Annotated in this window: 11 protein-coding genes and 2 pseudogenes; 9 read left to right on the top strand and 4 right to left on the bottom strand. The window is 67.0% G+C overall.

Annotated features, from left to right (window positions below):
• Positions 1–307 precede the first annotated feature (307 nt).
• Positions 308–1,546 (top strand): FAD-dependent monooxygenase, encoded by a 1,239-nt coding sequence (locus tag ACFFCA_RS09050; protein WP_375483938.1) that lies wholly within the window; start codon positions 308–310, stop codon positions 1,544–1,546.
• 54 nt (positions 1,547–1,600) lie between these two features.
• Entirely contained in the window at positions 1,601–2,149 is a 549-nt protein-coding gene (locus ACFFCA_RS09045; RefSeq protein WP_375483936.1) for a DUF1440 domain-containing protein, read from the top strand.
• 191 nt (positions 2,150–2,340) lie between these two features.
• On the opposite strand, the pseudogene ACFFCA_RS09040 reads toward ACFFCA_RS09045, so the two are convergent.
• The 3 genes and pseudogenes from ACFFCA_RS09040 to ACFFCA_RS09030 form a co-directional block, all read right to left on the bottom strand.
• A pseudogene (locus tag ACFFCA_RS09040) lies at positions 2,341–2,676 on the bottom strand (dihydrofolate reductase family protein); the annotation flags it as partial.
• A 71-nt stretch (positions 2,677–2,747) separates the two neighbouring features.
• Positions 2,748–3,497 carry a hypothetical protein gene (locus ACFFCA_RS09035; protein ID WP_375483935.1) on the bottom strand — a complete coding sequence of 250 codons (750 nt, stop codon included), beginning with the start codon at positions 3,495–3,497 and terminating at the stop codon, positions 2,748–2,750.
• On the bottom strand, positions 3,494–4,669 hold the full coding sequence (locus tag ACFFCA_RS09030; protein ID WP_375484074.1) for a serine hydrolase domain-containing protein: 1,176 nt from the start codon (positions 4,667–4,669) through the stop codon (positions 3,494–3,496). The genes ACFFCA_RS09035 and ACFFCA_RS09030 overlap by 4 nt, the downstream gene beginning before the upstream one ends.
• Positions 4,670–5,161: 492 nt before the next feature.
• Here ACFFCA_RS09030 and ACFFCA_RS09025 point away from each other — a divergent pair, with 492 nt between their 5' ends.
• Complete coding sequence (locus ACFFCA_RS09025) at positions 5,162–5,740, top strand: TetR/AcrR family transcriptional regulator (protein ID WP_375483933.1); 579 nt, start codon at positions 5,162–5,164, stop codon at positions 5,738–5,740.
• Positions 5,741–5,809: 69 nt separating this feature from the next.
• Positions 5,810–6,403 (top strand): TetR/AcrR family transcriptional regulator, encoded by a 594-nt coding sequence (locus tag ACFFCA_RS09020; protein ID WP_375483931.1) that lies wholly within the window; start codon positions 5,810–5,812, stop codon positions 6,401–6,403.
• 18 nt (positions 6,404–6,421) lie between these two features.
• On the opposite strand, the pseudogene ACFFCA_RS09015 reads toward ACFFCA_RS09020, so the two are convergent.
• Positions 6,422–7,205 (bottom strand): annotated as a pseudogene (locus ACFFCA_RS09015) (SDR family NAD(P)-dependent oxidoreductase).
• 216 nt (positions 7,206–7,421) lie between these two features.
• Here ACFFCA_RS09015 and ACFFCA_RS09010 point away from each other — a divergent pair.
• The 5 genes from ACFFCA_RS09010 to ACFFCA_RS08990 all read left to right on the top strand — a co-directional run bounded on the left by ACFFCA_RS09010 (position 7,422) and on the right by ACFFCA_RS08990 (position 13,915).
• A complete protein-coding gene (locus tag ACFFCA_RS09010) occupies positions 7,422–8,933 on the top strand; it encodes an acyl-CoA synthetase (RefSeq protein WP_375483929.1) in 1,512 nt (503 codons plus the stop codon).
• 54 nt (positions 8,934–8,987) lie between these two features.
• Entirely contained in the window at positions 8,988–10,553 is a 1,566-nt protein-coding gene (locus tag ACFFCA_RS09005; RefSeq protein ID WP_375483927.1) for an FAD-dependent oxidoreductase, read from the top strand.
• 43 nt (positions 10,554–10,596) lie between these two features.
• On the top strand, positions 10,597–11,253 hold the full coding sequence (locus ACFFCA_RS09000; RefSeq protein ID WP_375483926.1) for a DUF4232 domain-containing protein: 657 nt from the start codon (positions 10,597–10,599) through the stop codon (positions 11,251–11,253).
• Positions 11,254–11,380: 127 nt separating this feature from the next.
• Positions 11,381–12,397, top strand: a complete 1,017-nt coding sequence (locus ACFFCA_RS08995; RefSeq protein WP_375483924.1) for an NADPH:quinone reductase — start codon at positions 11,381–11,383, stop codon at positions 12,395–12,397.
• Positions 12,398–13,228: 831 nt separating this feature from the next.
• Positions 13,229–13,915 (top strand): ester cyclase, encoded by a 687-nt coding sequence (locus ACFFCA_RS08990; RefSeq protein WP_375483922.1) that lies wholly within the window; start codon positions 13,229–13,231, stop codon positions 13,913–13,915.
• Positions 13,916–14,106 lie beyond the last annotated feature (191 nt).

Raw genomic sequence — 14,106 nt, 5'->3', positions numbered from 1 at the left:
GGCGTGGGAAATGTTCAGCTCGCGCCGGCCGTCGCTTGCAGGATGTTCGGCCGGCTGGATCTGCGGGTCAGCCAGCAGAGCGTGGCCTGCAACCGGGGCCAGGTGTAGAGGTGTCGAACATCGCAGCCATGGACGGCCGGACGGCCGGTGCAGGCCGCGCCTGCGGGTCGACGCTGCCGGTCCGTCCGTTGCCCCGTCGCCGGCAGTGTTATCGGTGTCGTGCCCCGCTGTCCTGCCGGGTTCAGCGCTACCGCGCTGTCGTGCCGCAGTGAGCACAATGGTGCGGAGGTCGTGATTGCCTCGAGCGGTGCGAGGCGGGCGTGGGAATGCTCAGATTGTTGTCTCCACTCCGAGGGGGTCTTTGGTGCGCGCTGTGGTCTCCGGTGCAAGTATTGCCGGCTTGTCAGCCGCGTTCTGGCTGAACCGGATCGGGTGGCAGGTCACGGTCATCGAACAAGCCGAGAGCTTCCGCGACGGCGGTCAGAACGTCGACGTCCGAGGCGTCGCACACGAGGTTCTTGACCGCATGGGCCTCACCGCCGCGGTAAAGGCTCGGAACACGACCGAGACCGGCACGGTCATCGTCGATCGGGACGGTGCCGTGATCGCGGAACTGCCCTCCACGGGTGACGACGGCGCCACCGCCGAGCTGGAGGTGTTGCGGGGCGACTTCGCCCGGTGCATCCTCGACGCGCTGCCTGCCGAGGTCCGGTTCGTCTACGGCGACGACATCACCGCCGTCGAGAACGGTCATGGGCCGGTGACCGTGTTGACCCGCTCCGGTCAGGAGCTCCGGGCGGACCTGCTCGTCGTCGCGGAAGGCGTACGGTCCACAACCCGGGATCTCGTCTTCGACGACGGGACCATCCTCGAGGACGACCTCGGCATCACGATGGCGTTCGGGACCATTGCGCGCACGGAGGACGACGACTCGTTCTGGCGTTGGTACACCACCACCGGCGGACGGCAAGTGCACCTGCGGCCGGACAACCACGGCACCACCCGCGCGATCCTGGCGTTCGCCGGCGACCACACTGTGCTCGACACCCCGCCGCACGACGCCGTCGCGCAGCTGCGCACCATCTTCCGTGACGCAGGATGGCAGGCCCCGCGAGTGCTCGACGGGTTCGCCACTACCGATGACCTCTACATCGATCGGCTCACCCAGATCCGGGCCCCGCATTGGCACCGCGCGCGGGTCTGTCTGGCCGGTGATGCCGGATGGTGCGTCACGCCCATCGGCGGCGGCGGTGCCTCGCTAGCTCTGACAGCGGGATACGCACTCGCCGCGTACCTGTCCACCGAAGCGGACATCGGCACGGCCCTCGATGCTTACGAAACCTGGATGCGGCCGCTGGTGGACGAGGTGCAGAAACTGCCGCCCGGCATCGACCACCTCGCCTACCCCCGCAGCAGGGTCGGCGTTGCCCTGAGCCGACTGGCCAGCAAGGCCATGTCCTCCGAACCGCTGGCCACGCTGACCCAACGCCTCACCGACACCACCGGCAGCGAGCGACCGCTCCCCGAGCTGGTGGCGTCCACCTGACGGTTGACCGACCGTCCCATCACCCGACCACCCCGGAACCGAGGAGAGACCGACATGCCGTCGAGAACGTCCGTCGTGCGCGCTGCACTGATCGGCACGATGGCGGGCGCCGCCGCCACCTACGCCAAGACCAAGGCCGAAGGTTTCCTGCAGCCGCGCGCCGAGAATCTGCTGCCACCGTCGCCGGCCGCCAAGATCCAGATCGGGGCCGACGGTTCTGGACACCCGGAGAATATGCCGCCGAGCGAGCTCGCCGACCGGCTGCAGCACTCGGTCACCGGCGCGGAGCTCACCGACGAGCAGCGCCTCAAGGCCGCGGCGCCGCTGCACTGGGCCATGGGGGTGGGGTTCGGCGTCGCGTACGCAGTCGTCGCGACCTCCAGACCGGCCGTGCGGATCGGTCGCGGCACCGGTGCTGGTGCGGGATTGTTCGTGGCCGCACATGGGATCGCCCTGCCCGCAGCCCACCTGCAACACCCGCCCTACCGACTGCCCCGCGCCTGGTGGATCTGGGAGCCCGGATCCCACCTCGTCTACGGGGCCGTGCTCGACGCCATCCTGACCGGCCTCGACCGACTTGGTGACGCGGCCGAAGAACTATGAGCGACACGTGCTACCTCGTCATCGATGGGATGCTCACCAATCCAGGACGAATGGCCTTGGGGGCCACCACGCAGTCATACTGCGTTGAGCGCTACCGCACTGTCATGCCGTGTTGAGCGCCAATGCCGTCGATCTGCGCGTCTTCGGCTACGGTAGCGCCGCGCGCAGAAGGTTCCGAGGACCGTTTCAGATCATCTCGCCCGGTGCCGCGGTCGAAGGGTGTACGTGAGTTCGGCGAACTGACCCTGGTGACGGACGGAGACGAGCTGGACCTGGTCTGAATCGACCCGGCGCGGGAACAGCGGAGCACCCGCCGCTAGAGCCACGGGCGCGACTGTCAACACGAGCTCGTCGAGCGCATCAACGTCCAGGAACTGGCCTGCCAGGTCACCTCCGCCAACGACCCACACGCTGGCTCCGTCGGCCGCAGCCTGAATCTCCGCTAGGTGGTCGGCGACCTCGCCGTGACGGAACCGGACGTCGGCTCTAGTCGGGACGGGCAACTGCCGTGAAGTGAAGACAAAGGTCGGCTGACGACTGCGGCCTTGATCCGTTTCTCGGTGGCGATGGCGCGGGGGACGAACAGACCACCCATGCTTTAGCCGGTCAGTGACAGCCGTTCAGGGTCAACGTCGGCACGGTTCAGTGCCCAGTCGACCACGTAGCGGAGCTGGACGTCGTTGTCGGGGCGGAACACAAGTTCGGGGTCGGAGTAATACGCGCCGCGCTGGCCGGGGAGTTCGACGATCAGGGCGTTGTAGCCGCGGCGTACCGCGGCGGCGCCAGTGAAGAAGTACAGCTCTTCGGCCGTCATGTCGCCCCCACCGATGATGATGGCCGTGGGCTTCGGCGCCGTACCGGGGCCGCTGCTGACGAAGTAGCCGGGCAGGCTTTTGCCGTTCTCGTAGGGCACGGCGATGGTTTCACCGGCGATGTTGCAAAGCCTCAGACCGGCCCGGAAGCACTCGCGGTTGTTGTTCCAGAACGGGATGCGGTGCTCGTCGTTACGTTCGAGGAAGAACCCGGCACCTCGCCAATAGGTAGAGGCTCGCAGGTACGCCTCGCCGGCGCTGACGTCGTGTCCGCTCTTCTGGCAGTCGGTTGCGAGGTCCTGCACCCTGCGCGCGGTGTCCGCCCAGGCGGTGCTCCAACTGGCAAGGTCGCCGTCGACGATGTGGGCTGCTGTCGCGTAGCACTCACCGGGGGCAGAGCCGCCTGAGTCGGCCGCACCCAAGATGTTGACCAACTGGAAGTCGAAATTGGAAGCGAAACGTCCGGGCATGCCAGCCGTCGACAGGAAGGTGCTCGTTTCGGCTCGGAATGCGGGTTGTGTGTCGGTGGTGGTCACGTTCGGTCCTCTCTGTCGAGTCGTTCAGTCATGTCCGGATACTTTTCGGGCGCGACGAGTGCGCCGTAGGTGATGGAGCGGGTGATGCCGGCGATGTCCGGCACCGGGTACGGCCGCCCGGTCATCGGATTGCCGCCGTCTTGTTGCTGGACCATCCCGACGATGACGACACCGTGGAGCGGGTCCACCGAGAACCAGGTGCCGTGCACTCCACCCCAGAAGTAGGTACCGGCTCCGACCGGGCCGCCGGTGAAGCTCGCGTGCGACGGGTCGAGGACGATTGCGACGTTCATCCCGTAGCCGAGGCCTGCGAAGGGCTCCAGGAAGTGGATCGGCACGCCAGCCGGTAGCAGGTTGGTGGTCATCAGCGTCACCGACGGGGGCGCGAGAACCCGGACACCGTCCAGGGCGCCGCCATTGGCCAACATCTGCGCGAAACGCAGGTAGTCCTGGGCGGTCGAGTACAGCCCGGCGATCGAGAGCAGATAGGACGGTTTGACACCGGGCGGGGTGCCCGCGACAGCCGGGAACGGTGATTGATCGGCGGCCACGACGAGCTGCAGGTCGTCGTCGAGGCAGTAACGAGGCGGGATGCGCTCACGTTGGTCAGGTGCGACGTCGAAACCGGTGTCGGTCATGCCGAGCGGTGTGAAAATCAGCCGCTCCAGCAGGGTGTCGAGCTGCTCGCCCGTGAGCCGTCGCAGGATCGCGCCCTGTACCTCCTGCTGGATGGCGTACCGGAACTCGGTGCCGGGGTGGGACTCCAGAGGCAGTGTCGCCAGTTTGGCGATGATGTCGTCGTTGGTGCCATCGAACAGTCCTGCGGCCGCGTACAGCTCGTCGACCGCCGGATTGGTGCTGCCGACGGGCGACCCAGTGGCGAATCCTGCGGCGCTCGCCATCAGATGGCGCATGGTCATCGGCCGGTCGGGCGGGACGAGTTCACCGTGCTGCAGGACGCGAAGGTCGGCGAACTCGGGCACGAACTTCGTCACCGGGTCGTCGAGCTGCCACGCGCCCTGCTCGTAGAGAGTCAGCATGGCCACGGCGATGACCGGCTTTGTCATCGAGGCGATCCGATAGATCGCGTCCTGGCGCAACGGAGCGCTCTCGCCCAGAACCTGGTAGCCGTAACGCCCGAACTTCACAAGTCGACCGTGACGGGCCACCATCACGCTGATGCCCGCGTAATGGCCGGCATCGATCTCACCCTGCAACGCAACGTCGAGACGGTCGAGCCGCTCGCCGGCGAACCCCACTGCCTCGGCAGCGGCCACGGGGAGCGGCGCCGCGAGTCCGGCGTTCGTGTCTCGTACGTAGGGCATCAGCTTGTGCCCGTGCCGGCCACCCGACGCTCGGGTGTCTGAGGCGTGTCGCTAAGCCGAAGCTCCATGTTTATGACGGCTCGCACGTGTCCTCCTGACGTCAAGAACGGGTTCCGACGCTGGTGCAGCACCGGCCCTTCGTTGCGGCGGCCGGGAAGCGTCTTGACCCCTCCGCTTCAAGATAGGACACGTCGCGTATCTTATTCAAGGTGCATGACACGCCGGATGCGCCTCTTGGGTCCACGACCGCGCCGCGCATAGGTTTCATGCACATCGATCGCGGCACTACGAGAAGCGAGCAGGAAATGTTTGTCCTTCGCTCGCGGTGCAGGACCCGCGGTGGCACGTAGGCGGGGGCAGGCCTTGGACGACGCGCTGCTCGACGCCGCCTGGGTCGTCCTGCAGCGAGTCGGGTATCAGGCGCTGTCGATGGAGGCAGTCGCAGCTGAGGCCGCGACGAGCAAGAACGTGCTCTACCGTCGGTGGCCGTCACGGCCCGAGCTGGTGCTCGCCGCCGTCTATCACCGAGCGCCACCATCACCGTCGGACCCACCCGACACCGGCTCGCTTCGCGGCGACCTGCGGGCGTACCTGGCGTTTATGAGCGACCGGCTCGCCGACGTGGTGGACGCCGCATCCAGCCTGCTCGCGGACTTCCCCGGCAACCCGCAGCTTCTCGACACCGTTCGTCGCTCGGCGTTCGGCACCCCGATCGACATCGTGGCCGACATCCTGCAGCCCATCGTCGACCGCGCCGCCGCCCGCGGAGAGATCCCGACCGCGTCGCTACCCGCACGCACGCTCACCGCACCGCTCGACGTAGCGAGATTCCAGCTGATCATGTCTGCGCGACCGCTTGATGACTTACAGCTTGACGCGTTCGTCGACGATGTCGCGCTGCCCCTCTACGGCGCGTGAACGAACGCCGTGGACCCGTCTGCCGGCCCTACTGTGAACCTGGCAATGTGCCACGACGAGGAGGACGCGATGCCGCCCGAGACGCGTCGCCGGGGACAGGTGCTTGAGGACGCCCTGCTGGAAGCGGCGTGGAGCGTGCTCGAACGGGTCGGGTATCCCGCGGTGACCTTCGAGGCCGTCGCAGCCGAAGCAGCGACGAGCCGGACCGTGCTCTACCGCCGTTGGCCGACCGTGCCTGATCTCGTGCTCGCCGCCGTGGTCCACCATGCGCCGGCGTCGGCAACCGTCGCCCCGGATACCGGAACGCTGCGCGGCGACCTGCGAGCGGTGCTGACCCACATGAGCGATCGGCTCAGCGACTTGCTGGCCGCAGCGCCTGGGCTGCTGTCCGAGTTCCCCGGCAACCCGGCGCTGCTCGAGACCGTGCGGGCCGAGGTATTCGGTTCGCCCACGGCCATCGTGCAAGAGCTCATCGACCGCGCGGCCGCACGCGGTGAACTTCCGACAGCCGAGCTGGCCGCCGCCACTCTCACGGCGCCGCTCGACGCTGCTCGGTACCAGCTCGTGATGACCAAGCAGCCTTTGGACGATGTCGACCTCGACGAGATCGTGGATCAGGTGGCGCTGCCGCTGTACGGCGCCGGTCGCCGCGCAGGGTCATGACACGGAACGGTTCACCCCTCACGCGGTCAGTCCGCCGTCGACCGCGAGGACTGCGCCACTGACGTAGGACGCACGATCAGACAGCAACCACGCGGCCGCCTGGGCAACCTCGGCCGGCTGGGAGCCGCGGCGCAACGGAGTCATGGCGTCCAGGCGCGCGGCGATCTCGGGTTCGCGCTCCTTCCACGCCGCCATCATGACCGTGTCGGCGGTACCAGGCGCGATCGCGTTGACCCGGATGTTGTCCGCTACCTAGTCGTGAGCGGCGGTGGTGGTCAGACCGATGACAGCCCGCTTCGTAGCCGGATAGGCGCTCAAGCCAGGCCCGCCACGCAGACCGCCGACACTGCTGGTGTTGACGATCGCTCCGCCGGCGCCGCCCGCGAGGAACGCGGGGATCTGCGCGCGCATGGCCAGCCAGATGCCCTTGACGTTCGTCTGCGCCATGTCATCGAACGTCTCCCTCGAGATCGGCCAGGCGTCCGTAGCCACTACCGCCCATACCGGCGTTGTTGAAGGCTCCATCGAGACGCCCGTACTCCGAGACCGCGTGCTCGACGAGCTCGACGTTGTCGGTGGCCTTGCCGATGTCACACACGCGATACGTTGCCCGGCCGCCGGCAGCGTTGAGCTCATCGCACAGCTCGGCCAGCGGTCGCTCCGACCACGCACCGAGTACGACCGTGGCGCCCTCGCGGCTGAACAGGCGAGCGGCTTCGGCGCCGATCCCGGAGCTGGCTCCGACGATGGAGATTACCTTGCGATCAAGTAGCGGCGTGGGTCCGCTCGGATCACTGGTCATGCTGTCCCTTCCTCTTCGATAGCCAGCCGGGTGCGGTCCAGGCGAGCGATGCGCGGAGCCGCGCGCGCCTCGCGGCGTGAGTTCTCGTGCGCGGGTAGCGGCCGACCCCAACCGACTGTAGATACGTTGCGTATCTTAGCGATTCTGGCTAGCGTCGCGATAGCCAAGAGACGAGACGTATCCAGATTGCCGGTTCAGCGATGAGACGAGGTAGCCGTGTTCCCGGGCTTGTTCGCCGTTTCCGCACCCGACAAGCGCGCTGCGATCATCGCTGAGACAGGCCGGACGTTGACCTACGCCGATCTGGACCGTCGGTCCACGCGGTTGGCGCATCACCTGCGCCGCGCAGGACTACGACATGGTGACGCTGTAGCGCTGATTACCGACAACCGCCTCGAAGCGTTCGAGGTGTACTGGGCGGCGATGCGGTCCGGGCTGTACCTGACTGCCGTCAACCACCACCTTGCTCCTGACGAGGTCAGCTACATCCTCTCCGACAGCGGCGCCGCCGGGCTCATCGTGTCGGCCGCCCAGCATGATCTCGCCGAGGCGCTCGAAGCGGATGGGTTGCTGGTGCAGCTGGCGTTCGGAGGCCCCGTTCCCGGCTTCGGCGACTACGAACAGGCCCTGGCCCGTTCCTCGGAGGAGCCGCTGGGCAACCAGCCACGTGGAGCGCCGATGCTCTATTCCTCCGGCACCACTGGTCGACCCAAAGGCGTTCGACCGCCGCTTCCCGAGCGGCAGATCGATGATCCCGGCCACCCCGACGTCGCCTTGCACACAGCGGCTTTCGGATTCGGGACCGAGTCCGTGTACCTGTCCCCGGCGCCGATCTATCACGCTGCTCCGCTGCGCTACTGCGCCTCGATGCAGTCAGTCGGTGGCACCGTCGTCATGATGGAGCATTTCGACGCGTCGTCCATGCTTTCGACTGTCGAGCGATACCGGGTGATTCACCTCCAGGCCGTGCCGACGATGTTCGTGCGGCTGCTCAAGCTTCCTGAGGCCGAGCGGTCGGGTCACGATCTCTCGAGCCTGCAGGTGGCGATCCACGCCGCCGCACCATGCCCGCCCACGGTCAAACACGCGATGATCGACTGGTGGGGTCCGATCCTGTTCGAGTACTACGCGGGCACCGAAGCCAACGGCATGACGTTGATCAACTCGGCCGAGTGGCTCGAACACCCGGGTTCCGTCGGCACCGCGATCCTCGGAGTGCCCCACATCTGCGGCGAGGACGGCGCAGAGCTGCCGACGGGTCGGATCGGGCTCGTGTACTTCGAGCGTGAGGAGTTGCCGTTCTGGTATCACCGCGACCCGAAAAGCACGAGGCAGGCGCAACACCCGCGCCACCCGACCTGGACCACGATGGGCGATGTCGGTCGACTCGACCCGGACGGCTACCTCTACCTCACCGACCGGGCCGCGTTCACGATCATCTCGGGTGGGGTGAACATCTACCCGCAGGAGATCGAGAATGCCCTGACCATGCACCCGAAGGTGCGCGATGTCGCCGTCGTCGGTGTGCCCGACGAGGAGATGGGCCAACGGGTCAAGGCATTCGTCCAGCCGGCGGAGACCGCCACCGTAGGCCTTGCCGGTGAACTCACCGAGTACCTGCGCGAGCGCGTCGCCCACTTCAAGGTGCCGCGCGAGATCGACGTCGTCCAGACGCTGCCTCGCACTGCTGTCGGCAAGCTGGCCAAGCGGTCACTCCTGACCACCTGATCCCGGTGACTCGAATCCCCAGGGCCGTGAGCCGCGACCCGCACCAGGCGCCCCATGAGCGACGCAAACCCTATCGAGAAAGACCACACCGTGACTGATGTGAATGCCCTTGGCGCCGTGTCCCACCCCACCGTGCTCGTCGTGGGAGCCGGGCCCACCGGGTTGACGCTGGCGTGCCAGCTCGCAGTCCGCGGCGTGCCGGTACGGGTGATCGACGCCGCCCCCGGGCCGCAGCCGGGCTCGCGCGGCAAAGGCATCCAGCCCCGGACGCTGGAGGTGTTCGAAGACCTCGGCATCATCGACACCGTCCTGGCCCACGGACAGCTCGCGATGCCCATGCGGGTGACCGGTCCGGACGGGGCGTCGGTCCTGCGCGGGATCGATATCCCCCCGGCACGCACAGATGTCCCGTACCAGACCCGCCTGATCACACCGCAGTGGCGCATTGAGGAGACGCTGCGCGACCTGCTGACCTCGCTCGGCGGCGTCGTCGAGTTCGGGACCACCCTCATCAGGATCGAGCAGGCACCCGGGACCGTGTCAGCGATCCTCGCCCGCGACGGCCGGACGGAGACCGTCACCGTCGACTGGCTGGTGGGTTGCGACGGCGGACGCAGCACCGTCCGGAAACAGGCCGGGATCACTTTCGACGGCGAGACCCTCGAGGACGTGCGGATGATCGTCGCCGATGTGGAGGCGACCGGCCTGGACCGCGACGCCTGGCACATGTGGATCCACCGCGAGGGCATGGTCAACCTCTGTCCGCTGCCCTCGACGGACCTGTTCCAGTACCAGGCCGGCATCGCCGACGGGCAGAACCCCGACCTCGACCTCGCGAATCTGCAGGCGATCCTCGAACAACGCTCCGGCCGGTCCGACATCAGGCTGCGCCAACCACTCTGGCGCACGCTGTGGCGCGCCAATGTCCGTCTTGTCGACCGCTACCGCGTCGGGCGCGTGTTCCTCGCCGGCGACGCCGCGCACGTCCATTCCCCCGCCGGTGGGCAGGGGATGAACACCGGCATCCAGGACGCCTACAACCTCGCGTGGAAGCTCGCCGCCGTCGTCAACGGCGCCCCGCAGACGCTGCTCGACACCTACGACGCTGAACGACGGCCCATCGCGGCCGGTGTCCTCGCGCTGTCCAACGATCGGTTGCGCCAGACCCTCCGGACCAACGCCATCCCGACCCGGCGGGACGCGACCACCATGCAGCTCGACGTCGGGTACCGCGGCTCCGTCCTCGCCCAGGACGACCGGGCCGAGGACGCCCGTCTGCGAGCAGGCGATCGGGCACCGGACGCCACCGAGATCGCCGTCGGCGCCGCGGACGACAGCACACACCGATTGTTCGATCTCCTTCGCGGCCCACATTTCACGCTGCTGGCGTTCGGATCCGCGACCGCGCCCGCAGACCATGGCTCCGACGTCCACACGCTGCGCGTGGTCACCGAGCCGGCCGCCGCGACAGAGATCGCAGACACGGCCGGCTTCCTCACGCAGTCCTACGACGCCGTAGACGGAACGCTCGCGCTGATCCGACCGGACGGCTACATCGGACTGATATCCGATGCCGGCGACCAGACAGCCGTCGCGGGCTACCTGGCGAAGATCAGCTGATTCACTCGCACCCAAGAGGGCACTGCCGAAGGAAAGGAACCCCGTGACACGACTGCACCGAATCACCCTCGCGCTGGGCGCAATCATCGCCCTGACGGGGATCGCAGCCTGCTCCAGCTCCACGGGCGCCTCCGGCACGACTTCCACGCCCTCGACGGCGTCGTCCTCGCCGCCGCACACGCCGAGCACAACGACCTCCACCTCAGCTCCGCCGCCTACGAGCGACGCCAGCGCCACTGGGCACCCAACAACATCACCCGAATCATCAGCCGGAACGGCTGCCTGCGCCGAGTCACAACTACGCGCCGGCGTCGCGTCGCAGAACGTCCCCGACGCACACGTCCTGCGCATAACCCTCGCCAACACGTCCTCGACCGCGTGCACGCTGACCGGCTTCCCGGGTGCGGCCATCGTCGACTCCAGCGGCACGCAAGTGCGACAGGCCAAGCGCGTCATCGGCGGCCCAGTGGCGGGCACGATCGAACGGGTCGCCACCCTCACCGTGCATCCCGGTGGTTCGGTGTTCTCCTACCTCGAGGGGCACAGCACCAAGACATCGGGCGCCGCGCAGGCCGGGTGTGACGCACCAAAGTACCCGCGCATCCTCGTGACGCCGCCGGACACCCGCACGGCGGTGCCGTTCACGATCGGGTGGCCCCAGTGCTACAGCTTCGAGGTCCACCCCGTGCGCAAGCAATGACGCTCGTCGCCGCCCGTCCGTACCGGCCGGCGCCACCTCGGTAACGGCCGATCGACCCGTGCGATCGAGGTGACCCGTCGATGGGTCAGCGGCAATCCGGATCACACGTCCAACGCGAGGAGAATCAATGCGAGCGGTCATCTACGCCACGTCCGGCGGCGTCGATGTTTTGCAGCTTGTCGACCGTCCGACAGTCGAACCAGCACCAGGCGAGGTGCGCGTCCGGGTCGTTCGATCCGGCATCAATCCGACCGATTGGAAGCGTCGCCGGAGTGCAACCGGACCCGGCCTCGATTTCGTGGAGATCGTGCCCAACCACGACGGCGCCGGCGTGATCGACGCGGTCGGCGCGGACGTCAGTGGTCTCACGGTGGGTGATCGCGTGTGGGTGTTCCTCGCGCAGCATGGCCGACCGACCGGTACCGCTCAGGAGTACACAGTGCTTCCCGTCGAACGTGTGGTGCGACTTCCCGATAGTGCCTCCTCCGACGTCGGAGCCTCTCTCGGTGTGCCGGCGCTGACTGCGCATCGAGCGCTGACTACGTCCGAGGACGGTCCCCACAGGTTGCATCCCGGCGCGCTGGACGGCAGCGCGGTCCTCGTCGCCGGAGGCGCAGGCGCAGTGGGCAACGCAGCCATCCAACTCGCGCGATGGGCCGGCGCGACGGTCATCTCGACAGTCAGCGGGCCCCGGAAGGCCGAGCTGGCCCGAGCGCACCACGTCCCGAACTACCGCGATGCCGACGTCGCGGCCGAGGTTCGCGACTTCATCCCGGGAGGAGTTGACACCGTTGTCGAGGTGTCGCCTGCCGAGAATCTCGCGCTGGATCTCGCGGTAATCCGCGGCGGCGGCACGATCTCGGCCTACGCGACCGACGGCGGCGAGCTCGTCGACGTGCCGATCATGGCGAGCATGCAGCACGGCCTCCGCCTGCACTTCGAGCTTCTCTACAACTTTGCGCCCGCGACACTTGCCGCCGCCGTCAGGGACGTAGCTGCCGCTGTCGAATCCGGCAATCTCGCCGTTGGCGAGGAGCACGGACTACCCATTCACCACTACCCGGTCGAACATGCCGCCGACGCCCACCGAGCCGTGCAGGAAGGATCAGTCGGGAAAGTGCTCATCGACGTTGCCTCCACCTGACGGCCCCAGTACACATCCTGCGCCCTCTCGACATGAGGTGAGGTCGCACCGAACACCTCACACCTGTCGTTGGCGCATAGCAACCACGCTCGAACCTTCGATCGCCTGTCAGCTGACGCAATACCAGGTAGGTCGAGCTGCGCCATAGCCGTCGATTTGCGCGGCAGTTTGGAGTACGAGAGATCCGCAGATAGATCGATAGGTGCTAAGTCAGCCATTGTCAGACCATCTGTCATCCAATAGTCGGTCGATGACAGGTGACGAACTCTGCTGATGTACGCACTCTACTTCGTGAGCGCCGCGAGGAGCTTGTTTGCCCTGCCAACGGGGTCAACACGATTGTGGGCGGGCCGTAGGACGTGGGTCATCTTCTAGATGATCTCGAACACTTCGGACTGCTCCGCCGGGGTATTGCTGCCCACCCCTTGGAGTAGACGGTTCGCACCTACGCGGGCGTCATATCCGAGCGCCTTCTCGAGTCCGGGCGCGCCTGGTCGGCGGCCAGAATGATCTTACTGGTAGGCAACGAGGCCGGGGTCGTGCAGACCGTTCCGTCTCGCCATCCGGAAGTGGGTGCGCCGCGACGACCATGTCCACGCGCGTATCTCGCTGCCGCGCCAGCCCGACACTAGAGCTAGCAATTCCAGCTCACGGCTGAACCCCCGTAGAACGACCGGGCAACCAGGTGATGCGGCTCGGCAGGCGCACTCGGCAGTCACTTCGAGTTCCTAGCGTGAGGTCTGGCTCGCAGGACGTGATTTCGCGAATGCAGTGATCAGTCCCGAGCGAACTGTTCAGCATTCGGCTGCTCACTACACCGTTGGAGGAAGCATGGCACGTCATCTCGAGCACGGCCCGGGCTCGCCAAACGCCGCTGGTGGGGAACGCGTCGACCCGCATGGGTTGCATGGAGCGTCGACGGTGTTGGGAGTCGCGGCTATTTCCTCGGTGCTGGCCGGCGTCAGCCTGCGCATGACCGCGAGCGGACGTGCGGGCAAGACGGACCTCGGTCCGATCACCCCGGACGTGTTGCCCGACCCCGCGTCGACGGACCTGGCCAACCCGCCGTTCCCGTCGGGGCTGACCGCGGAGGAGCTGCAGCACCTCACAACATTCGACGAACTGGATTTCACGATCTTCAGCGGGGCGCTGTGGGACCGATTTCAAGAGAGCCACGCCAAGAACATCCGGGTGCACTTTCCGGACGGTCACTACACCGACGGGTTGGACAAGCACCTCGAGGACATGCAGGCCATTTTCGTGTCCTCCCCTGACGCACACATTCACCACCACCCGCTACGCATTGCCAAGGGCAATTTGACCTGTGTCACCGGGGTGATGGCCGGCACCTTCACTAGGCCGACGCCTGACGGCAAAGGCGGCCAGATACAGCCGACGAACAGAGCGTGGTCGTACAACATGGCCACCGTCGGCGTCTGGAACAGCGACGGCACGATGGACGAGGAGTGGCTGTTCTACGACGACCACAGCTTTTACGCGGCGCTCGGCATCGGCTAGCAGCAACAGCTAGTCGCGCTGACCCGGAACGTGCGGGCCGTCGTCGACCCGGCCGGCCCTACCTGGAGATCCGAGATGAGTACGTCACGTGAACGGCAGTGGTTGAAGCGGCGCTACCTACCGCGTCAACCGCTGTCGACAAGACCGCCCATCAGCAGCCGGAGCGGACATCACCCCGAGCAGGTCACCGC

The organism is uncultured Jatrophihabitans sp. (assembly GCF_964252635.1).
Taxonomy (GTDB): Bacteria; Actinomycetota; Actinomycetes; order Mycobacteriales; family Jatrophihabitantaceae; genus Jatrophihabitans.
Note: the sequence above shows the minus strand (reverse complement) of the source record. Positions and strands in the feature narration are given on the sequence as shown.